Annotated in this window: 18 protein-coding genes and 1 tRNA gene; 9 read left to right on the forward strand and 10 right to left on the reverse strand. The window is 50.4% G+C overall.

Going from position 1 to position 20,792, the window contains the following annotated elements:
- Positions 1–11 precede the first annotated feature (11 nt).
- From QSV34_RS02485 to QSV34_RS02505, 5 genes are all read left to right on the forward strand, one after another.
- A complete protein-coding gene (locus QSV34_RS02485) occupies positions 12–224 on the forward strand; it encodes a hypothetical protein (protein ID WP_289151714.1) in 213 nt (70 codons plus the stop codon).
- A 613-nt stretch (positions 225–837) separates the two neighbouring features.
- Complete coding sequence (locus QSV34_RS02490) at positions 838–3,084, forward strand: NACHT domain-containing protein (protein WP_289151716.1); 2,247 nt, start codon at positions 838–840, stop codon at positions 3,082–3,084.
- Positions 3,085–3,662: 578 nt separating this feature from the next.
- Positions 3,663–4,517: a restriction endonuclease gene (locus QSV34_RS02495; RefSeq protein ID WP_289151718.1), complete on the forward strand. Its 855-nt coding sequence runs from the start codon at positions 3,663–3,665 to the stop codon at positions 4,515–4,517.
- Positions 4,518–4,691: 174 nt separating this feature from the next.
- Positions 4,692–5,075, forward strand: a complete 384-nt coding sequence (locus QSV34_RS02500; protein WP_289151719.1) for a hypothetical protein — start codon at positions 4,692–4,694, stop codon at positions 5,073–5,075.
- A gap of 96 nt (positions 5,076–5,171) precedes the next feature.
- A complete protein-coding gene (locus tag QSV34_RS02505; protein WP_289151720.1) occupies positions 5,172–5,720 on the forward strand; it encodes a hypothetical protein in 549 nt (182 codons plus the stop codon).
- Between the two features lie 176 nt (positions 5,721–5,896).
- On the opposite strand, the gene QSV34_RS02510 is transcribed toward QSV34_RS02505, so the two are convergent.
- A complete protein-coding gene (locus QSV34_RS02510; RefSeq protein ID WP_289151721.1) occupies positions 5,897–6,388 on the reverse strand; it encodes a recombinase family protein in 492 nt (163 codons plus the stop codon).
- Positions 6,389–6,630: 242 nt separating this feature from the next.
- On the opposite strand from QSV34_RS02510, the gene QSV34_RS02515 reads away from it, so the two are divergent.
- Complete coding sequence (locus QSV34_RS02515; RefSeq protein WP_289151723.1) at positions 6,631–7,035, forward strand: hypothetical protein; 405 nt, start codon at positions 6,631–6,633, stop codon at positions 7,033–7,035.
- A 133-nt stretch (positions 7,036–7,168) separates the two neighbouring features.
- Here QSV34_RS02515 and QSV34_RS02520 read toward each other — a convergent pair.
- The 5 genes from QSV34_RS02520 to rpsU all read right to left on the reverse strand — a co-directional run bounded on the left by QSV34_RS02520 (position 7,169) and on the right by rpsU (position 12,325).
- Positions 7,169–7,245, reverse strand: a tRNA-Ile gene (locus tag QSV34_RS02520).
- 130 nt (positions 7,246–7,375) lie between these two features.
- On the reverse strand, positions 7,376–9,187 hold the full coding sequence (gene rpoD, locus QSV34_RS02525) for an RNA polymerase sigma factor RpoD (protein ID WP_289151724.1): 1,812 nt from the start codon (positions 9,185–9,187) through the stop codon (positions 7,376–7,378).
- 175 nt (positions 9,188–9,362) lie between these two features.
- Positions 9,363–11,330 carry a DNA primase gene (dnaG, locus tag QSV34_RS02530; protein ID WP_289151725.1) on the reverse strand — a complete coding sequence of 656 codons (1,968 nt, stop codon included), beginning with the start codon at positions 11,328–11,330 and terminating at the stop codon, positions 9,363–9,365.
- Between the two features lie 95 nt (positions 11,331–11,425).
- Positions 11,426–11,875 carry a GatB/YqeY domain-containing protein gene (locus QSV34_RS02535; RefSeq protein WP_289151726.1) on the reverse strand — a complete coding sequence of 150 codons (450 nt, stop codon included), beginning with the start codon at positions 11,873–11,875 and terminating at the stop codon, positions 11,426–11,428.
- A gap of 234 nt (positions 11,876–12,109) precedes the next feature.
- Positions 12,110–12,325 carry a 30S ribosomal protein S21 gene (rpsU, locus tag QSV34_RS02540; RefSeq protein WP_289151727.1) on the reverse strand — a complete coding sequence of 72 codons (216 nt, stop codon included), beginning with the start codon at positions 12,323–12,325 and terminating at the stop codon, positions 12,110–12,112.
- 301 nt (positions 12,326–12,626) lie between these two features.
- Here rpsU and tsaD point away from each other — a divergent pair, with 301 nt between their 5' ends.
- The 3 genes from tsaD to folK are packed head-to-tail and all read left to right on the forward strand — an operon-like array spanning position 12,627 to position 14,499.
- Positions 12,627–13,661, forward strand: coding sequence for a tRNA (adenosine(37)-N6)-threonylcarbamoyltransferase complex transferase subunit TsaD (gene tsaD / locus QSV34_RS02545; RefSeq protein WP_289151728.1), 1,035 nt, complete (start codon positions 12,627–12,629; stop codon positions 13,659–13,661).
- A 2-nt stretch (positions 13,662–13,663) separates the two neighbouring features.
- Positions 13,664–14,020, forward strand: coding sequence for a dihydroneopterin aldolase (gene folB / locus QSV34_RS02550; protein WP_289151729.1), 357 nt, complete (start codon positions 13,664–13,666; stop codon positions 14,018–14,020).
- The gene (gene folK, locus QSV34_RS02555; protein ID WP_289151730.1) at positions 14,020–14,499 is read left to right on the forward strand and encodes a 2-amino-4-hydroxy-6-hydroxymethyldihydropteridine diphosphokinase; all 480 of its coding nucleotides are present in this window, start codon (positions 14,020–14,022) and stop codon (positions 14,497–14,499) included. Before folB ends, folK begins: the two co-directional genes overlap by 1 nt.
- Positions 14,500–14,596: 97 nt before the next feature.
- Here the strand turns inward: folK and QSV34_RS02560 are convergent, their stop codons facing one another.
- The 4 genes from QSV34_RS02560 to QSV34_RS02575 form a co-directional block, all read right to left on the reverse strand.
- On the reverse strand, positions 14,597–15,829 hold the full coding sequence (locus QSV34_RS02560; protein ID WP_289151731.1) for a multifunctional CCA addition/repair protein: 1,233 nt from the start codon (positions 15,827–15,829) through the stop codon (positions 14,597–14,599).
- A gap of 59 nt (positions 15,830–15,888) precedes the next feature.
- Positions 15,889–16,941 carry a 2-oxoacid:ferredoxin oxidoreductase subunit beta gene (locus QSV34_RS02565; RefSeq protein ID WP_289151732.1) on the reverse strand — a complete coding sequence of 351 codons (1,053 nt, stop codon included), beginning with the start codon at positions 16,939–16,941 and terminating at the stop codon, positions 15,889–15,891.
- Positions 16,941–18,806, reverse strand: coding sequence for a 2-oxoacid:acceptor oxidoreductase subunit alpha (locus QSV34_RS02570; protein ID WP_289151733.1), 1,866 nt, complete (start codon positions 18,804–18,806; stop codon positions 16,941–16,943). Before QSV34_RS02570 ends, QSV34_RS02565 begins: the two co-directional genes overlap by 1 nt.
- Positions 18,807–18,971: 165 nt before the next feature.
- Entirely contained in the window at positions 18,972–20,759 is a 1,788-nt protein-coding gene (locus tag QSV34_RS02575) for an FAD-dependent oxidoreductase (protein ID WP_289151734.1), read from the reverse strand.
- Positions 20,760–20,792: the final 33 nt, after the last annotated feature.

Here is a 20,792-nt window from a genome sequence, read left to right on the forward strand (position 1 = left end):
TGCCGAGTTATATGAATAGAAAAGTGCCTGTTAAATGGACAGCACCATGGCAGAGAAGTGCCTTTATGGCTTGCTATGAAAGTAGAGGGGATGTCGGGGAAATGGTGGGCAATTATGGAAATGAATTGAACCAGCTATTTGATATTCTCGCTGACTGGAATGCCTATTTGGAACGATATTGCCCTGATGTGTATTCAACAGATATATCCGAGCCTGAGCTATAAGTGACAACAAAAACTATTAATTTATAGCCAATAATAGCTTCAAGTTAATAAATTACATGCATATCTGAAAAGTATTCTATTGACAGGCAAGAAGAGGGTGTTCGGGCTCATCTTGCGATTTCATTTGAACAGGCGTATAAATTGCCCTCCCAGCTATAAAAAAGTTAAGAATTAGCAACGGTTCTAGTATGAGCCAAGGAGCTTAAGGCTCGTGAAAGCCGCCATTTTTCATGCTGTTCTCACTCTTTCGCCCTTTGTAGTTGTGGGCATGTATCGTATTGCAGTACAGGGTGTGAACTGCTTTTGTGGCAAATTTTTGCCAGCCCCCCAGAAACTCTCATTGCTTCCCTCACTGCGAACTTCCTATAGGGACAAATCACTATGAAAGCTTTTTTTATGTTGCTCGTTTCTTTGCCTGTCAATTGGCGTCGAAAAATATCCAGGTATTGGTGCCCTAAAATGCCCAGTTTGGCGAATAGTTTTTAGCTCTATCAGATTGATAAATAGAAGATTGTACAAATTCAAGGTGGCCAGTTTTCAACGTTAGTCACTCCTATAGTCTGGACAGCCTTGCATGCCAACCCACACATGAATCTGTGTCAGTCGTTCAACTATGAAAAAATCAGAAACCACTGATCCTATTCAACAAGAACTTGTTTCGTATTCGGAGGGTAAACTTCAGCACGAAGTTGTTGAGCCTCTACTGCGGGCGATGGAGTATAAAGATGTGCGTGATAGGTCAGGTTCTAATGAGCGGGGTAAAGATTTAACCGCAATTAGGAAAGAAGGCTTTTCGACGTCTTACTACGCCATTCAAATTAAGAAAACCAAACTGTCGGGTAAAATTTCGGCTAAAGACTCGCTTGGAGGGTTATTGGCTCAACTTCACCAGGCTATCGACGAGCCAATCATATTTCCGAATGAAATGGATCGGCGAAAACCTGACCAACTCATATTTATTACTCCATACCCAATGGAAACCTCCGCGGCTAGTTCTTTGGAAAGTAGCTTGGCGAACGCAAAGTCTAGAGGTGTGACCATTGTAGATGGTATTCAATTAGCAGACTTTGTCCGAGAATACCTCCCAGAGTTTTTAACCGGAGAAGACGCTTATCGACGGTATAGCTTTAATAATAGCGACTCTCTAGCTGAAGCAAACATAGCACTTCAGACCCAAAGATCACTTACGATCCAGGATATATATGTTGATGTATATTTGGCAGATAACAGGAATATATTGAGTAGTCTGGTGCATTCGGAGATTGCGCTAAATGCGAACTATTGTGTTGGCGCGTTGACTGACAAAAACGTCACTTTGCTGGAGAAACTGGCAAAGTCTTATTTCTCGTTTAGTTACGACGTTTTGAGCTTGGATAAGCTGAAATCAGACCATAAAGAGCTGCTCAGGAAGAGTTTGGTTTGGCCTAAGAATGAAAAAGAAATAAATGATTTTGATTTTTTTGCTGTGCTTTCTGCGCAGAATGTTTTCGCAAAATTAATAGATGCGGCAAATAGATGTAAAAAGACCCTGAATGCTAACAATCTACAGAGTGCATCAAAATCCGAGATACAAAAAGGATTTCATGAGCTTTCAGAAATAAATAGATTCCTGTTTAATATTGTTAAATCACCATTTTTGAAGAATTTATGGAAAATTTCGATCCCGGTTACCAAGCATAAATCAATTCGACTAAGCTCAGAGTCTCTACTTTATTCTCGCGCCCCTGTGTGTATTATAGGGCCCGCGGGTGCAGGTAAAACTACACTTCTTAAGCACATTACTCAAATTGCTGCTAATGATACTCAGCATCAAGCTCCTATATTTATACCGCTACTTTATTTAAACAATCATACGATGAAAGAAATCATCGATTATGTTGCAGATCAGCTAGTGAGGGGCGGGTATATTGTAGAGGGGAAAAATAAAAGCGGGAAGCCAAGCGTATCCAAATTGCTCAGCTCCGGAAAGTTTCGTTTACATTTCGATGGATTGGATGAGGCAGGAAGTCACGCCAAAGACGCGATAGATGCTATAAAAAGCCTTCATCATAAATTTCCTGATCTACCAATTATCATCACCTCAAGACAAACCATAAGTATTGACTGGGAAGGTTTAATAAAATTTACATTAGAACCCTTCGATAATAAAAAGTTGGAATTATTTATACGCAAGTGGTTCGATGCGCAACCATCATCTCAAAAAGAACTCATCCAGTGGGTGACGTCACATAAACGCCTCCAAGCTGTGGCGCAAACGCCATTGATTGCCGCCCTTTTATGTGTGCTTTATGGGGCAGAAATTGAGCTACCCGAGACAGAAGAAGAGCTGTATTCGAGAAGGTTGGAGTTATTGCTGGGCCAGTGGGATTCTGCGAAAGGCATCAGAACCATGCCCAAGAAGAGAAGAGATGCATACAAACTTTTCCTTATAAACTTGGCGTATGACATGCACTCAGCGCAGAAAAGGGAAATACCGTATAGCGAGGCCCTTGACAAATCAAAGGATTACTATAGAGAAATTAGAGGGCCTAGCCACTCCATTGTCATTGACTGCATATCACGGGGACTACTTTTTCGGAATGAAGAAGGTTATATTTCATTTGGACACTTGACGTATCAGGAGCACCTTGCCGCTGCTTATTTAGCAAAAAATAACCCCGTTTCAGAAATTGTTACTCTACTCGGAAATTCCTGGTGGGATAAGGCATTGGAATTTTATGCTATGCAGATGAGTAGCATTGATCAGCTTGTTAGACAGGCCAATAAATACAAAAGACTCGAATATGAAAAAAACGAGCAGCTTAAAGCGCTCACCAAGTATGCTCCCTACACAAAAATTTTTGTCAAAAACAGAGCCTAAGCTCAAAGCTATTTGGGCAGTAATCTAGCCAATTGATTTTTTCTCTGGGCAAGCTCGCAGCAGATATTGTCTAGTAAGCCAAGCGCGTTTAATTATTTTTGAATGTTCATATGTGGTTTTAACAAGCTATGGCGATCATTGCGGATGCCAACTAGTATGTAAAGTGTTGCATTTATAGTAATTAATAATATGCCCTCGGTTATACAGCATGTCTTGTATCGATGAGCGCAACTTCAAGAAAGGAGCCATCAACTATCCTTGCCTCAGTCTTGAGCACTAGAGCACTGAAAGATATGGCTTCAGATCCCATCGTTACAATCTTCACATTCAGTGTAAAGCGCGGCACAATAAGCGTATAGCCAGTAGGGACAATGGCATGGAGCAACAAGGCACTTCTACATACCATCCCTAATATAAACTTAGCGCTTGTGGGCTCTAAAAGAGAACCATGGTGTGATAATTCGCTGTATGGGAAATATACTTGTCGAAAATCCGATCCAGATGCTGGGTTTAGGGATATAGGCAAGTTTCTGGATGGAGGTGTGTTGATGAGATACCGGCACAATTGGAAAGACCAAATGCCTTGGTTGTTATTCAATGAGAATCGTTCGGTACCTGATGAAAATATATGGGTTCAAAGCGCTAAAGATAGTGGCTTGGGCCCTAACGGACGATGGGCGGAGCCAGATCGGAGAATTCTGGTTCCATTTGGTATTGGTGCAGATTGCCTGCCTCTTTGTCATGCTTTGTTAGACCTTATGGAACGAGATCTTGGAGGTCATGCGGATCGTTACGCACCTTATCCTTTTATTTGGGTTATAAAACAGCCAGGCAGCGACTCAAGCTACCAAACTGGAGGCAGTGTTTTCGCTTCTGGCATTATCTCTGACTCAAAACCACAAATTACGGTTCAGATTCAACTGCCAAACTTTCAAAGTCTAGGATGGGGTTTTTCTGGGCGTTCTTTAATTACTCCTGTACGAACAAGCCAAACTTTCAACTGGGAAATTTTTGATGATGAAGGCTTCGAACGTCTAATGTTTCGATTGTACTTTGAGCGAGAAGATGAATTTGACAACGTTCAATGGCTTCAAAAAACTAGAGCCCCAGACGGGGGGAGAGATATATCAGCCGACAGAAAAAGTAATGGTGCCCGAGTTATGATTCAGGCAAAACATTACCTTACTCGATCTCTAAACGAAGATGATATAAGCGGTGTAGTAAACGATGCGGAAACTTGGGATCCTCCCTTTGATGAGGTGATTATTGTTACTAGTGGTACATTCACAGAAATGGGTATCCGCTGGACTGAGCAACACAACAAGCGAAATAAAAATGGGCAACGCCCAATCGTTTTTTTAGAACCTAAGGGGCATCTAGAAGTTCTACTTTCTCGTCATCCACAGCTAATCCAACATCTAGGTCTGCGCTGATATATGGAGTATGAAAGTTGTCGAAAAAAACTTGAACAGTATGCTTATAAATTTGTTTTTCATCAAAAAATTATGAGATGTGATGACAGTTATTGAATAAAAGTTGCCATTAACTCTTAGTGAAATTGACTAACAGATAAGATACTAAATTTAAATTACAATGAGGAAGTTATTATGAATAGAGTTGAAATTAGTCTTGTAGTAACTCTTTTCTTGGCGATTGTAAGTGGTGTATTTTTTATAGGAACTTTACATGGTCGGGTCGTTGCTATTGAAAATGATAAGAACTACGAATCTTTCAGAATAGCTAAGGAAAAAGCTCTCAATGAAATTTTGGAAGAAAAAGGTTTGGCCTATAATTTAATTCAAAGTGAAAAAGAAGAAGCTTTGGGTAAGATGTCTTCTCTCAAACAATTTAATCAAACTGATTGTCGAGTTATAGACTCCGCTGTTAATGGCGGAAGGTTGATGTGTAATACTGGTGAATATGTTGCAGGCGCTCAAAACCTGAAGGGTAAAAATAATGTCTTAGATTTTATTATTTGCTGCAAACCCTAAAGTCACTGAAGGAGTAGTCATCTCTTTGTATAGCTGCTCGTGAGATAAAAGTCAGTATGTAATATATGTTTTTAATCACTCAATATTAGCTTTTTAATGAAAAACGTTGAAAAAAGCCCGCTATCTAGATTGTGGGATTGGTTTTGTAAATTTACGGGAATTGTTAGTCTTTCAAGCTTTGCAGAAAACCTGTTCAAACAATTGTTAGAATGGAAAGGTTTTATAAATGTTCTGCTTGAATCCTATCGTTCTATAGTAGAACCAATGTTTTTGGTTTTGACAGAATGGTTGTCTTTTTCTTTACCACTTTGGATTGGTGACTACGTTGTTTTAGGCACAATTGTAACGTCCAGCTATTTCAGGATCGCGCTTAAATTAGCAAATCCATCTTTGAGTGAGTCTATTAAAAAAGACATCTCTCGTCCCAATGGGGTCTTTCTAGTCGCTATATGTATTCTAGGGGGAATTGGGACGTTCTTTGCTATGCTTTGTCTTTGGCCAATCATTCTACTTGCTTCTGCGCATTCAGCAAATTTCGGTCGTAAAGGCGTACACTACGATCTATGGCGGGGAACTTGGCAGCTGTTATGCGCGATTTTTTTCGGATGTGTGATATTACTTGCAGTAAATTCGCAGTTATCTTGATTTTCTGTAGTCTTAGAACTTACTACATTTTTATGAGCTATTTATCCAAAAACTACTCAATGTAATTGAACAAAGCTTGGTTGAAAGTCGGCAAATTTTCTCTTTTAATAAGGCGCTCCGGGCATTCCCTTGAATCTGCGGCTTTGTCGATCATGGTTGCATAGTTTTTCATGGACTCACAATAATGCCGCTGTTTTTGCCTGTGGTTCATGGCTTTTTGCCTCCTGCTCCTTAGGTAATTTTGGCTTCCGTTGCTTTTTCGGTCTGCCTAGTTTTGCCCCGCGCTTGATGGCTGCTTGCAGACCGTCGATTGTGCGGCGAGAGAGAATGCCAATTTCCCACTCACCGGCAGCAATAATCATGGTGTAGAAAAATCGTCCGTCCGGTGTTGTCGGGTCAAAGCGCTGCGAAAGGGATTCCAGCTTTACACCCCGCTCTGTCAAATCATCGAGAGAATTTAGCCCCTCTACTGTCGAGCGGAAAGCACGATCATAGGATATGACTACAAACGCATCGCCAGCTTTTAACTTGGCATAGACTTCTTGAAAAACAGGGCGGTTTTTCTTCCGCGCTGAAACGCCGTCTTCGATATAAACCTTGTCACAGCACCCCTCCAGCTCGTTAATCTGGCGATCTGTGGTTGAGGTTCTGACATAGCCGTAGCGCACGCTTTTACCCTCCAAAAAATATAAAAAGTTCTAATAATTTCAGTGTGTTAATGGTAGACAAAAACGGTCGTTTTTTTGGGCGACTTTTCCATGACATAGTTGAAAACTCCAATTCCTTAAAAATCAATAACTTGGCGGTTTGTGGGGTAGGTGGTTTATTAAATTAAACCAATCCTAGCAAAAACGACTTTTTTAAATGCCTGATTCTCTCGGTGCTGGCAAGTGTTTTCACTGATCCGGCCTTGGCCGATACCATTGCCGATACACTGGGTTTTGAAGGCAGCGTGACAGGTGAGGCCCGCAAGTTTTCCTGTGATGTAGCCGGAATTGGCATTGCCTTAAAGGCATTTCGCGCTCTATGGGATAGTAAGGGGGAAAAGGTCAGCCAAGAGATGGAGGCGCTCAAGAGAGAAATCGGAGACGCGGACAAGAAGATACTGAGGCTTATGGATCGTATTGTGAAAACAGAAACGAGATATTGGCTGATAGATACGAAAAAAACATCAATGAACTGGAGCAGAGCAAGGCTGTTTAAGAAGAGAAAATATCAAAATGTGGTAGCCGCTTGCCTGACTTCGACGAAACTTTTAGAACCGCTTACGAACACCTCGCAAACCCACTTATTCTCTGGCGCTCAGGAGATATAGCAGATAGAAGAATAGCCTTGAAACTCACTTTTGCCGGTAAGTTGCCGTACTGCAAAACTGAAGGGTTTAGAGCTGCCCCAATCGCAGAGCCTATAAGGGCTGTGCGGCAATTGGGGAGGTGATAAAACAAAGATGGTGGGCCTTCGCGGACTTGAACCGCGGACCTGCCGATTATGAGTCGGATGCTCTAACCAACTGAGCTAAAGGCCCTTTGGGGGAAAGGATTATAGTCAGGCTGTTGAGGCTTTCAACAGCCTTTTTGTTTTCTTTTGTGTAAGGTTTGGCGCGACTTGATGGAGATTGCCGCGCCACTTTGCGGCTCGCAATGACGAGTTGCTGGTTATTCGTCCAAAAAGCTGCGCAGGTGTTCGGAGCGGCTGGGGTGGCGCAGTTTGCGCAACGCTTTGGCTTCGATCTGACGGATGCGCTCACGGGTAACGTCGAACTGCTTGCCCACTTCTTCCAGAGTATGGTCGGTGTTCATATCGATACCAAAACGCATGCGTAGCACTTTCGCTTCGCGGGCGGTGAGGCCGTTGAGTACGTCCTTGGTGGACTCGTTGAGGCTCTCTTTGGTGGCGCTGTCCACTGGCGAGTGGATGTTAGTGTCTTCGATAAAGTCGCCCAGATGGGAGTCTTCATCATCGCCAATGGGGGTTTCCATAGAGATGGGTTCCTTGGCGATTTTCAGCACCTTGCGCACTTTGTCTTCCGGCATTTCCATGCGTTCGCTCAACTCTTCCGGAGTCGCTTCGCGGCCCATTTCCTGGAGCATTTGGCGAGAGATACGATTGAGTTTGTTGATGGTCTCAATCATGTGCACGGGAATGCGGATAGTGCGCGCCTGGTCGGCGATGGAGCGGGTAATCGCCTGGCGAATCCACCAGGTGGCGTAGGTGGAGAATTTGTAGCCGCGACGGTATTCGAATTTGTCCACCGCTTTCATCAGGCCGATGTTGCCTTCCTGGATCAGGTCGAGGAATTGCAAACCACGATTGGTGTATTTTTTGGCAATAGAGATCACCAGACGCAGGTTGGCTTCCACCATTTCTTTCTTGGCGCGGCGCATTTTTGCCTGGCCGATGGACACCCGGCGGTTGATGTCTTTAATGGTACCGATGGTGAGCTGCTGGATTTCTTCAATCTGCGCCATTTTTTGCTGGCTGCGCAGAATATCCGCTTCCATGGCTTTCAGGGTCGCAGCGTAGTCTGGCTTGCCCTTGAGTACGCTGGCCAGCCACTTGCTGTTGGTTTCGTTGCCGGGGAAGGTGTTGATAAATTCGCCCCGGGGCATTTTGCCGTGGCGGATGCACAGGGTCATGATGGTGCGTTCTTCGCGGCGCACGTCGTTCAGTGCGTTGCGGGTGTTCTCCAGCATGGGGTCCATCTGGCGCGGGGTGAGCTTGAAGAACTTGAACACTTCTGCCAGTTCTTTCAGTGCCTTTTGTGCCGCGGCGGAGTCGCGACCGTTGCGGCTCAGTGAGCGCTTGGTCTTGGTGTGCTGCTTGCGCATGGCCTCGAAGCGCTCTTTGGCTTCTTCCGGATCCAGGCCAGTGTTTTCTTCTTCGTCGTCATCGTCGTCGCCGGACTCGGCTTTTTGTTGCGCTTTGCTGAGGGCAGAGGGTACGTGTTCAACCGGGTCCAGGTAGCCGCTGATAATGTCTACCAGCTTGCGTTCTTCTTTGGCGATCAGATCGTATTCCGACAGCAGGCCTTCCACCACGCCGGGCCATTCCGCCAGGGCGGCCATGGTGTCGCGGGTGCCGTCTTCGATGCGCTTGGCGATTTCGATTTCGCCTTCGCGAGTCAGCAGTTCAACAGAGCCCATTTCGCGCATGTACATGCGCACCGGGTCGGTGGTGCGGTGTTGCTCGGTTTCTACCGCGGCCAGGGCAGCGGCGGCTTCGGCGGCGGCGATTTCGTCGGTGGTGTTGTCACCACTGGACATCAACAGCTGGTCTGCATCCGGGGCGGTCTCGAATACGTTGATGCCCATGTCGTTGATCATCTGGATGATGTCTTCGACCTGGTCGGGATCAGAGATGTCTTGCGGCAGGTGGTCGTTGACCTCGGCGTAGGTCAGGTAGCCCTGTTCACGGCCTTTTGCGATCAACTCTTTAATGCGCGATTGTTGTTGGCTGGCGTCAGTCATTTCTGCTCGTATTCGTTCCGTAATGAACCACCGAATCCCGAAGGTGTCTGCCCGAAGGGGTTTGAGGGTGGCGAAAAATAGCGGGGGATTATACTGAATATGTGGGGTCTTGTCGCGCGATTTAAAGGCTTTTGGTGGCTTTTGTTACAACACTCACAGAAGCGTTCTGTGCGGGCTACTTTTTCTGCCTAATTAGCTGATTTAGCTGCTGTTTTATCTCGTTATCCAGATCGCTGCGCAGGGCTTCCGGAAGCAGTCGCAGGGCGGCTTTGATGTCGTGCTCATCGGGAGCGCTTTTATTGACCAAAAACGCCACCCGTTGTTCCAGCGGCAGGGCTTCCATGGCGCGCCTTTGGGTCAGGTTGAGAGCGTCCTGGAATTCGGCAGCGTTGTCGCGTGCGCTGTGTTGAGGCGGGTAGATGGCATCACAGGCGGCGATCTCTGCCAGCAGTGTTCCCTGGCCATCCCGGTGCATGCCCAGCCAGTGGCCGAGTATCTGGTGAGACGAGGCGTCGCTGTTTTTTTGCAGGTAGTGAATCAAGCCTGCCAACAGTTGTGTTTCCGGGTTTTCGGATTGCTCCAGTGCGGTTGTATCTCCGACCTGCTGTGCCAGCTGAGTGTGGTTGAGCAGTATGGCGATGGCGGTGCGTTCGGCAGTGAGCTGAATTTTGCCGCTGCGGTTCAGGGTGGGTGCTACGGTGGCTTGCGGTGGACTTTCTGGCTCGTAATGGTCGTGATGATCCCAGGGAGGTGGCTCCTCAAGATGGCCCATATCCATGTGCGGAATGTCAGCAGCGGTGGTGTCTTTGGGTGCTGGCTCCGCTTCTGGCAGAGGTTCGCTGGTGCGAATCAGCTGATCCAGTTTGTCGGCATTCATTCCGGTGAGGTTTGCCAGTTCTCCAACCATTAACTCCCGAAAGATATTCGCTGGGATGTTGTTCAGGTATGGGGCGGCGTTCTTGGCCAGTCGTGCCTTACCATCCGGGGTGTCGGTATCGATACCTTCGCCAGCGGTGGCAAACAGGAATTGCGACAGAGGCTGGGCGCCGGACAAGAGGTCGCGAAAACGCTCTGCACCCTTTTCACGCACCATGCTGTCCGGGTCGTGACCTTCCGGCAAAAACAAAAAGCGCGCGGAGCGGCCGTCTTCCATCATCGGCAGACTGTTTTCCAGGGCGCGATGGGCGGCCTGGCGACCGGCGCGGTCGCCGTCGAAGCAGAACACCACTTCCGGTGTGTAGCGAAACAGTTTTTCCAGGTGCGGCCCGGTGATGGCGGTACCCAGGGTGGCCACAGCGTTGTCGATGCCGAATTGAGCCAGGGCCACCACGTCCATATAACCTTCCACCACAACCACGTTTTTCAGTTCGCCGGGGTTTTGGGTGGCTTCGTAAAGGCCATAAAGTTCGCGGCCTTTGTGGAATACCGGGGTCTCCGGGGAGTTCAGGTATTTGGGTTTGTCGTCCCCCAGCACCCGGCCACCAAAGGCGATGGTGCGGCCGCGGGTATCGCGGATGGGGAACATAATGCGGTTGCGGAAGCGGTCGTAGCGTTTGTTTTGTTCCGGTTTTTCGATCAGCAGGCCGGTATCCACTTGCAGGCGCAGTGACGCCGCGTCTTCTCCCAGTTCCAGTAGCAGGTTGTCCCATCCCGGCGGGGCGAAACCGATGCCAAAAGCCGCGCTGATTTTGCCGCTCAGGCCGCGGGATTTCAGGTAGTCGACAGCGTTGCGAGCGGCGCGGTGGCTGCGCAATTGTTGGCGATAAAAACGGTCGGCTTTATCGAGCGTGTCGTACAGGCGCTTTTTGTGTTTGGCGCGTTCGTCTTCAAATGGGGTGGTTTCTTCTCTGGGCACTTCCATGCCCATGTAGTTGGCCAGCTGTTCCACCGCTTCCGGGAAACTGAAGCGATCGAAATCCATTAAAAAACCCACGGCATTGCCGCTGGCCTGGCAGCCGAAGCAGTAGTAGAACTGTTTGTCGGGGCTGACGGTAAAAGAGGGAGTTTTCTCGTCGTGGAACGGGCAGCAGGCGCTGTAGTTTTTGCCGGTTTTTTTCAGCTGCACCCGGCTGTTGATCACGTCGACTATGTCCACGCGATCCAGCAGGTCGTCGAGAAAATGTTGGGGGATTTTTCCGGGCATTTAGGCCTGACTCCGTCAGGCGGGAGATGTGAGATGTGAGAAGTGAGACGAGGTTGTTACGTAGCGCCTGCGTCTCTCGTCTCCTATCTCTCGTCTCACGCCAGCTTGTCCTTAACAAGCTTGCTCACCGCACCCATATCTGCACGGCCCTGTACCTTGGGCTTCACCATGCTCATTACCTTGCCCATATCCGCCATGCCGCTGGCGCCGGTTTGGGCAATGCTTTCAGTGACAATTTGGTCGATTTCGTCATCGCTGAGGGATGCGGGCAGGAATTCGCTGATGATGTCAATTTCATAGCGTTCCTGGGCAGCAAGATCCGGGCGGTCTGCAGACAGGAACTGTGCCAGGGAATCACGGCGCTGCTTATTCATCTTATCCAGTATTGCCAGGGTGCGGGTGTCGTCCAGCTCAATGCGTTCGTCCACCTCAATGCGCTTGATTTCTGCCTGAATAAGGCGAATAACCCCCAGGCGATCTTTTGCTTTACTACGCATGGCGTCTTTCATGGCGCTCTTTATCTGGTCTTTCAGGGTGTCGCTCATGACTTGCTCCGGTTGATAAGCTCAGGAGGGGGAGTTTACATCTATACGCAGCTACCGGCACGTTATTGCTGTCTAGCGCCGATCTGCTCGTCCCTCGAAGCCAGTTGCTCGTGGCCGTTCTTATAAACAAAAAATTGGAAACGCAAAAAGCGCCGATGTTTCCATCGGCGCTTTAGATACAACTTTCGTAGTGCTTGTACAGCTACCGTCAGGGCGATTAACCCCGGTACGGCATTAGTACATACGTACGAACTTGCGAGACTCGCGCTGTACTTTTTTGGCGTGACGCTTAACAGCGGCAGCGGCTTTGCGCTTGCGAGCCCAAGTGGGCTTTTCGAAGAACTCGCGACGGCGTACTTCCGCCAGGATTCCTGCTTTCTCGCAGGAGCGCTTGAAGCGGCGCAGGGCAACGTCAAAAGGTTCGTTTTCTTTTACGCGAACAGCTGGCATGTAAAAATCCTGTTGTATCGTTTGTCTATTAGGGTACGGCCAAATTCAACACCGAAAACCCGGCTCAGGCCTTTGAGGGCGCGTATTCTATACAGGTCGAATGGGGAATGCAAAGGGTGTTTTTCGTGATTTGTGCGCCACAGTCAGCAGCCTGTGAGCCACTTTTCCCAGGCACGCTGTAAATGACATCCCTGTACGCTCGGTGGCCGCTATCCCTGCGGCCAACGGTCTGGGAAAAGTGGCTCAAAGGCTGCCTTCATCGTATCATCCCAACCCCTTTCGATTGATTGGCTTTATATAAATGCTAGTACTGGGTATCGAAACCTCTTGCGACGAAACCGGTGTGGCGCTGTACCACAGCGAGCGCGGTCTGTTGGGCCATGCGCTTTACAGTCAGATTGCGGTGCACTCTGAGTACGGTGGTGTGGTGCCGGAACTGGCTTCCCGCGACCATGTGCGCAAGCTGTTGCCGTTGATCCGCCAGGTGTTGGATGAGGCGGGCTGCCAGCGTGAGGAAATAGATGGCATTGCCTACACATCCGGCCCCGGCTTGGTGGGGGCGTTAATGGTGGGTGCCTGTGTGGGACGTTCACTGGCTTACGCTTGGGGAATACCCGCAGTTGGGGTGCACCATATGGAAGGTCATTTGCTGGCACCCATGTTGGAAGAAAAATCCCCAGCATTTCCGTTTGTGGCCTTGCTGGTTTCCGGTGGCCACACCCAGTTGGTGGATGTAGCAGGTATTGGTGAGTACACCCTGTTGGGTGAATCTCTGGATGATGCCGCTGGTGAAGCTTTTGATAAAGCTGCCAAAATGCTCGATCTGGATTATCCCGGCGGCCCTCATATTGCTCACCTGGCAGAGCAGGGCGACCCAACTCGTTTCCGCTTCCCTCGTCCCATGACCGATCGTCCTGGCCTCGATTTCAGTTTTTCCGGCCTGAAAACTTACACTCTAAATACTGTTGCTGAGCACCGTGGCGATGATGTGTTGCCGGATGATCAAACCATGGCAGATATTGCCTGCGCGTTTCAGGAGGCCGTAGTGGATACCTTATCCATTAAGTGTCGTCGTGCTCTGGAACAAACTGGCCATAAAACCCTGGTGATTGCCGGTGGTGTGTCTGCCAATACCCGCCTGCGGGAAAAACTGGAACAGTCACTGGCCAAAGTGGGTGGCAAGGTCTTTTACGCACGCCATGAATTTTGCACCGACAACGGTGCCATGATTGCTTATGCTGGTTGCCAGCGGCTGTTGGCGGGGCAAAATGAGGGGCTTTCGGTGAACCCACGGCCGCGCTGGCCGCTGGATGAGCTGGGTGCTATTGGGGGTTAGCAATGGATATTGTCTACATCAGCGATCTACGTATCGATACCGTTATTGGTATTTACGACTGGGAACGCCAAGTGCGCCAGACCGTGGTGCTCGATCTGGAAATGGCCTGGGATATCGCCCAAGCGGCGACCAGCGACGACATTCAATACACCCTCAATTACAAGGCAGTCTCCGACCGCCTTATCGAGTTTGTTTCTGCCAGTGAATTTCAACTTCTGGAAACCATGGCAGAGCAAATCTGCCAGATTATTCTCAATGAATTTTCTGTGCCTAGGGTAAAACTGCGCTTGGGCAAACCCGGTGCCGTGGCTGGTGCTCGTGATGTGGGTGTGCTGATTGAGCGGGGCAGTAAATCGTAGTGGTTACTGCTTACCTGGGCATTGGCAGCAATCAAAACCGCAGTCACAATATTCGCGCGGCCTTGCAATGGCTTGAGCATCGTTACGACAGCTTGCAGACTTCCCCTGTGTACGAATCGGAACCGGTGGGTGTGGAGTGTGAGCGTTTTTACAATTTGGTTGTGGCGATGCAGACCGAACAGCCGCTCGCTGAACTTCATGATTCACTGCGACAGTTGGAACAGCAGCAGGGTCGTTGTCGCAATACTGATGACCCTTGCCACAGCCTTGATGTGGATATTTTGCTTTATGGTGATGTGGTGGGAACGGTTGGCGGAATAGTGTTGCCGAGGCCGGAGATTCTGAGCAACGCTTATGTGTTAAAGCCAATGTCCGACTTGGCTCCGGAATTAACGCATCCTGAAGTTGAAAAAACTTATAAAGAACTATGGCAAGAATATAATCGGCCACAGAAGTTGTGGCCGGTTGAAATAAACTAACCGTCATCGCGAGCGCAGCGTGGCGATCTCCAGACAGGTGCTCTGATATCAGGAGATTGCCGCGTCGCCTGCGGCTCCTCGCAATGACGTTTTTTAGTCAGTTGCTACAAAATGTTTTCTTAAACTCAGAGATAATTTCCAAGCGCTTCTTATCCATCGCCTCAGCAATCTCAGCCCCCTTTTTTCCTTGCTCTACAAATTCTTTAGCACTTACAGTTTTCAGTTCTTGATAAATGCTTCGCAGCCAATTGGCAGATGGGTATTCGCAGTTTTCAAAACCGGTGCGACCGCGAGCGTCTGCAGTGCAGGCTAACAAAAATGGTTCTAGCTGATCCGGTTGGCGGAAGACATCTAGCCCTTTTAATACCTTTAAAACAGTTGCCGGACGCAGGGTTTGCGCTTTGTGGCACAACAGGTGGTAGCGGGTCACTTTTTCCGCCAGCACGCGAAAGCGGTTGGGCACCTTCAGGCGCTCGGATAGCGCTTTTACCAGCGGCACGCCACGCTCTTCATGACCGATATGGCGGGGGAGAATATCGCTGGGGGTGATGGCTTTGCCCAAGTCATGTACCAGTACTGCAAAGCGCACGGCAGTGTCGTCGCTGAGCAGGGCAGATTGTTGCAGTGACATGATCGTGTGTATGCCGGAATCCACTTCTGGGTGGTAATCTGCCCGCTGAGGGACGCCAAAGAGTGCATCCACTTCCGGGAACAGAATTTTAAGAGCGCCGCATTGGCGCAATACATCGATAAAAAGTTGGGGTGATCGCTCACCGAGCGCGCGCTCGGTTTCTTTCCACACCCGCTCCGGGGTTAATGCATCCAGCTCACCGCTGGCGGCCAGTTGTGACATCAACGCCAGTGTTTCCGGTGCGATGGTAAATCCCAGGTGGTGGTAGCGGGCGGCAAAGCGGGCTACCCGCAGGACCCGCAGCGGGTCTTCCGCAAAAGCTGGGGACACATGGCGCAGAATACGCGCATCCAGGTCGGCGCGGCCGTTATAGGGATCGAACAGATTTCCCTGCTCATCTTGGGCAATAGCGTTAATGGTCAAATCGCGGCGCAGCAAATCCTGCTCCAGAGTGACATCCTCTGCGGCGTGGAATTGAAAGCCTTTATAGCCGGGGGCAGTTTTGCGTTCGGTACGAGCCAGCGCATATTCTTCGCCGGTTTGCGGGTGCAGGAATACCGGGAAGTCCGCGCCCACGGCTTTGTAGCCTTGGTTTTTCATCTGTTGCGGAGTGGCGCCTACTACGACCCAGTCCCGTTCAACAACGGGATAGTTGAGTAATGAATCGCGTACTGCGCCGCCCACCAGATAGATTTCCATGGGGGGATTGTAAAGAAGCGGCGGGTTTCGGGCTACGGGCAGAATAGTGTGTATGTGCGTTACCGCAAACCACTATTGATACCTTGCAGTACATCACCGCCAGGACATAGGTCTTTTTCCTGCAAATCCCGCAAAGGCGTCGGCATGGTGTTGATCACTCGGTGGAAATCGTGCAGTTCGGTATCAAGGTAAAGCAGTCCGGTAAGCACTTCGCCGCGCACCTTGTGGTCGTGGATGGCGTTGAGTGCCGCGTGGGGGTCGGAGGTATCCAGGTCGCTTTGGGCCTTGGTGAGATGAATCACCGAGCCGTCGTGCAGTGTCAGTTCTTTTGTAGTGCCAGGGGCGTAGTCCACAGTGATTTCTTTTTCGGCGGGTACAAAGTCGACCACATCCGCCTGCCGGACATGCTCACGCATATGGTCGTAGCTTTTGGTGGATGTGGTGGTGTTGTTAAAGGTGACGCAAGGAGAGATTACATCGATAAAGGCAAAGCCCTTGTGAGTAATGGCTGCTTTCAGCAGCGGCACCAATTGTTGTTTGTCGCCGGAAAAACTGCGCGCCACAAAGGTGGCACCCAGCTGCAATGCCTGGGCGCAGAGGTCAATGGGCTCAAAGGCGGTGGCAATGCCCCGTTTGCCGGCGGAGCCCACATCCGCAGTAGCGGAATCCTGGCCTTTGGTGAGGCCGTAGCAGCCGTTGTTTTCCACCAGATACAGCATATTCAGGTTGCGACGTACCACATGGGAAAATTGGCCAAAGCCGATGGAGGCACTGTCGCCGTCGCCGGAAATCCCGATATAGGCCATTTGCCGATTGGCGGCGTTGGCGCCGGTGGCCACCGATGGCATACGACCGTGTACCGAGTTAAAACCGTGGGCCTGGTTGAGAAAGTATGCTGGGGTTTTTGAGGAGCAGCCGATGCCGGACAGTTTGGCCACATGATGGGGCTCAATGGCAAGCTCAAAGCAGGCTTGTACAATGGCGGCGCTCACCGAGTCGTGGCCGCAACCGGCACACAAGGTGGATAGCGCTCCCTCGTAATATTGGCGGGTATGGCCCAGCTCATTGGTGGGCAAATCCGGGTGGCGGAAACTGGGGCGGTGATAGGTCACTAGCTGTCTCCTCTGGTTTGGGCGCGCAGAGGCATCACATTATTTACCTTAAGCGTTTTGCGAATTTCCCGTCTGATATCTTGAGCGCACACCGGCATGCCATCGTAAAGCGTTAAAGGGATCAAGCGGGATGGATCCGCTGAACATTCGTTCATTAGCAGTGTGCGTAGCTGGCCGTCCCGATTTTGCTCGATCACAAATATCTGTTGGTGTTCGGAGAGAAAGGCTTCTACCTGGTCGTTAAATGGGAAGGCGCGAACCCGCAAGGCGTTTATATGAATGCCTTCCTCCGCCAGGATATTCTGGGCTTCCAGGGCCGCGTCGGTGGTGGTGCCAAAAAACAGCATACCAAGGTCGGTGCTCTTGTTGGCATCAGGGTTGTCATAGCGTTGTGGTGCTGGCACCAGAGACTTGGCGGTGTGCCACTTTTTCAGCAGGCGCTCCATGCTGTCCACATAGTCTTCGGATTTTTCTGTATAGGCAGCGTCCCGGTTGTGGGAGCTGCCACGGGTAAAATACGCGCCTTTTTGTGGGTGGCTGCCCGGATAGGTGCGATAGCAAATGCCATCGTCGTCCACATCCCGGTAGCGACCAAAAGGTGTATCCATGCGCTCCAAATCCTTTCGGCTGAGAACCTTACCGCGGTCGTACTGACGACTGTCGTCCCACTCCAGAGGATCCGACATTACATCATTCATTCCCAAATCCAGATCGCTGAGCAGAATAATGGGTGTTTGTAAGCGATCCGCCAGGTCAAAGCTCAGGGCGCTCATTTCAAAGCATTCTTTGGGCGTGGCCGGGAATAGCAACACGTGTTTGGTGTCGCCATGGGAAGCGTAGGCGGCAGCAAGAATATCCGACTGCTGGGTGCGGGTGGGCATGCCGGTGGAAGGACCGGTACGTTGTATATCGAACAATACCGTTGGTACTTCGGCAAAATACGCCAGGCCGAGAAATTCCGACATCAGCGATACGCCGGGGCCGGAAGTGGCGGTAAAGGAACGGGCTCCGTTCCAGCTGGCGCCAAGCACAATGCCGATGGCGGCCAGCTCATCTTCCGCTTGAATCAGGGCGAATTTTTTACAGCCGGTTTGCTCACAGATGCGGAATTTGTTGGCGTACTTTTCAAAGGCCTCCACCGCCGAGGTGGATGGGGTGATGGGGTACCAGCCCACCACGGTGGCGCCGCCATATACGGCACCCAGGCCGAGAGCGTCGTTGCCGCTCATCATGATTTTTTCGGTGGTCAGATCGCGCCGTTCCACACGGATACCCAAGGGGCACTGAAAGTGCTCCTGAGCGTACTGGTAACCCATTTCCAAAGCGTGAATGTTGGGTAGCACCAGCTTTTCCTTTCCCTTAAACGTATCTGCCACTAGCCCGGTGAGTACACTGAAATCCATATCCAGCAGTGCTGCCAAGGCGCCCACATAAATCACGTTTTTAAACAGCTGACGCTTGCGGGGATCGTCGTATTCCCGTTGGCACATCTCCGTGAGAGGAATGCCCAGGTAGTGAACATCGTCCCGCTGCACTCGTATATCCAATGGCTTGGTACTGTCGTACATCAAATAGCCGCCCGCTTGCAGGCAGTCGATATCCTGCTTCAGGCTTTGTGGGTTCATAGCCACAGAGATATCTACACCACCACGACGGCCCAGATAGCCTTTTTCCGAAACCCGTACTTCGTACCAGGTGGGCAGTCCCTGGATGTTGGATGGGAAAATATTTTTTGGGCTGATGGGAAGGCCCATGCGAAACAGCGCTTTGGCAAACAGGCCATTGGCGCTGGCTGAGCCGGTGCCGTTAACGTTGGCAAAGCGGATAACGAAGTCGTTTGTTGAGGTTATTTGGTGTTTGCTCATGGGTGGAGACTTCGGTGGTTGTTTGAGAGTGGTCGCACGTCGCACGTCTGACGTCGCACGCTAAAGGCGGCTACTTCGTCATTGCGAGGAGCGAAGCGACGCGGCAATCCAGCGGCTTGAAAGGCACTGGATCGCCGCGCTGCGCTCGCGATGACATTTTCTGAGTTAGCTGCCAATTTCATTCTGCCCAGCTTGGGTAACGGAGTAATCAAACTTCTGCATATCCCACGCTCCGGTAGGGCAGCGTTCAGCGCATAACCCACAGTGCAGGCAGACGTTTTCGTCTTTCACCATCACCCGTTCGGTTTTTAGCAAATCGGACACCATTAAGTCCTGTTCCAGGTTGGTGGCCGGTGCGTTCAGGCGGCTGCGCAGGTCGTTTTCGTCGCCGTTGGCGGTGAAGTTGATGCAGCTGGTGGGGCAGATGTCGGCGCAGGCGTCGCATTCGATGCAGGCGCTTTCGGTAAATACGGTTTGCACGTCGCAGTTCAGGCAGCGCTCTGCTTCTTCCAGCGCGGTTTGCAGGTTAAAGCCCAGTTCCACTTCCAGTTTGCGATCCCGCAGGGCGCAGGCTTTGTCTGCCAGGGGAACGATTTGACGTTCGCTGTTTTCAATCTGGTTGTCGTACACCCATTCGTGGACGCCCATTTTCTGGCTGACCAGATTGGTGCCAGGAGTCGGGCGTTGCGTCACCGATTGGCCGTTGCAGAACAGGTCGATGGAGACTGCGGCCTGGTGGCCATGGGCCACGGCGGTAATGATATTGGCGGGGCCAAAGGCGGCGTCGCCACCGAAAAAGACTTTTGGGTTGCTGGATTGGAAAGTAACTTCGTCCACCACTGGCATATCCCATTTGCCAAAGTCGATGCCGATATCCCGTTCAACCCAGGGAAAGGCATTCTCCTGACCAATGGCCAGCAGTACGTCGTCGCAGGGGAAAAACACCGGCGGTTCGCCGGTGGATTTCAGTTGGCGGCGGCCATCATCGTCGTATTCAGCCGCTACCTTGTCAAAGTGCATGCCCACCAATTTGCCATTTTCGGTAACAAACTCTAAAGGCACGTGGCAATCGTAAAAGGGGATATCTTCGTGCTGGGCGTCTTCAATTTCCCAGGGGGAGGCTTTCATTTCGCTGGCGGGGCTGCGCACTACAACTTTTACATCGCTGCCGCCTAGACGGCGAGCGGTGCGGCAGCAGTCCATAGCGGTGTTGCCTCCGCCCAGAACCAATACGTTTTTGCCAATTTTGGCAGTGTGCTCAAAGGCCACGTTAGCCAGCCATTCAATGCCGATATGAATATTGGCGTCTGCTTCCTGCCGGCCGGGCAGTTTTGCCAAGTCGCGTCCGCGGGGTGCGCCGGAGCCTACAAACACTGCGTCATAATTTTTATCGAGAATGGATTTCAGGCTGCTGATATAGGTATCGAAGTGGGTGGCAATGCCCATATCGAGAATGTAATTCACCTCTTCGTTTAGTACTTCTTCCGGTAGTCGGAACGAGGGAATCTGGCTGCGCATAAAGCCACCGCCCAGCTTTTGCTGATCGTAAATATCGATGCGGTAGCCCAGTGGTGCCAGATCGCGCGCCACAGTCAATGAGGCCGGGCCAGCACCAATCAGGGCAATTTTTTTGCCGTTGGCAGGGGTGATGTCTGGCAGCCGGTCTTTGATGTCGTCTTTAAAATCCGCCGCCACCCGTTTCAGACGGCAGATGGCCACTGGTTGCTCTTCCACCCGGCCACGGCGGCAGGCGGGTTCGCAGGGGCGGTCGCAGGTGCGCCCCAGCACACCGGGAAACACGTTGGATTCCCAGTTGAGCATATAGGCATCGCTGTAGCGACCGCGGGCAATCAGGCGAATATATTCAGGAACTGGCGTATGCGCCGGGCAGGCGTATTGGCAATCGACGACCCGATGGAAATATTCCGGGTCTTTGGTATCGGTGGGTTTCAAACCGTGGTCTCCCAGCCTTTGAGGGTATTTACA

Origin of the sequence: Porticoccus sp. W117 (assembly GCF_030341905.1) — a bacterium.
In the GTDB taxonomy this organism is placed as follows: domain Bacteria; phylum Pseudomonadota; class Gammaproteobacteria; order Pseudomonadales; family Porticoccaceae; genus SCSIO-12696.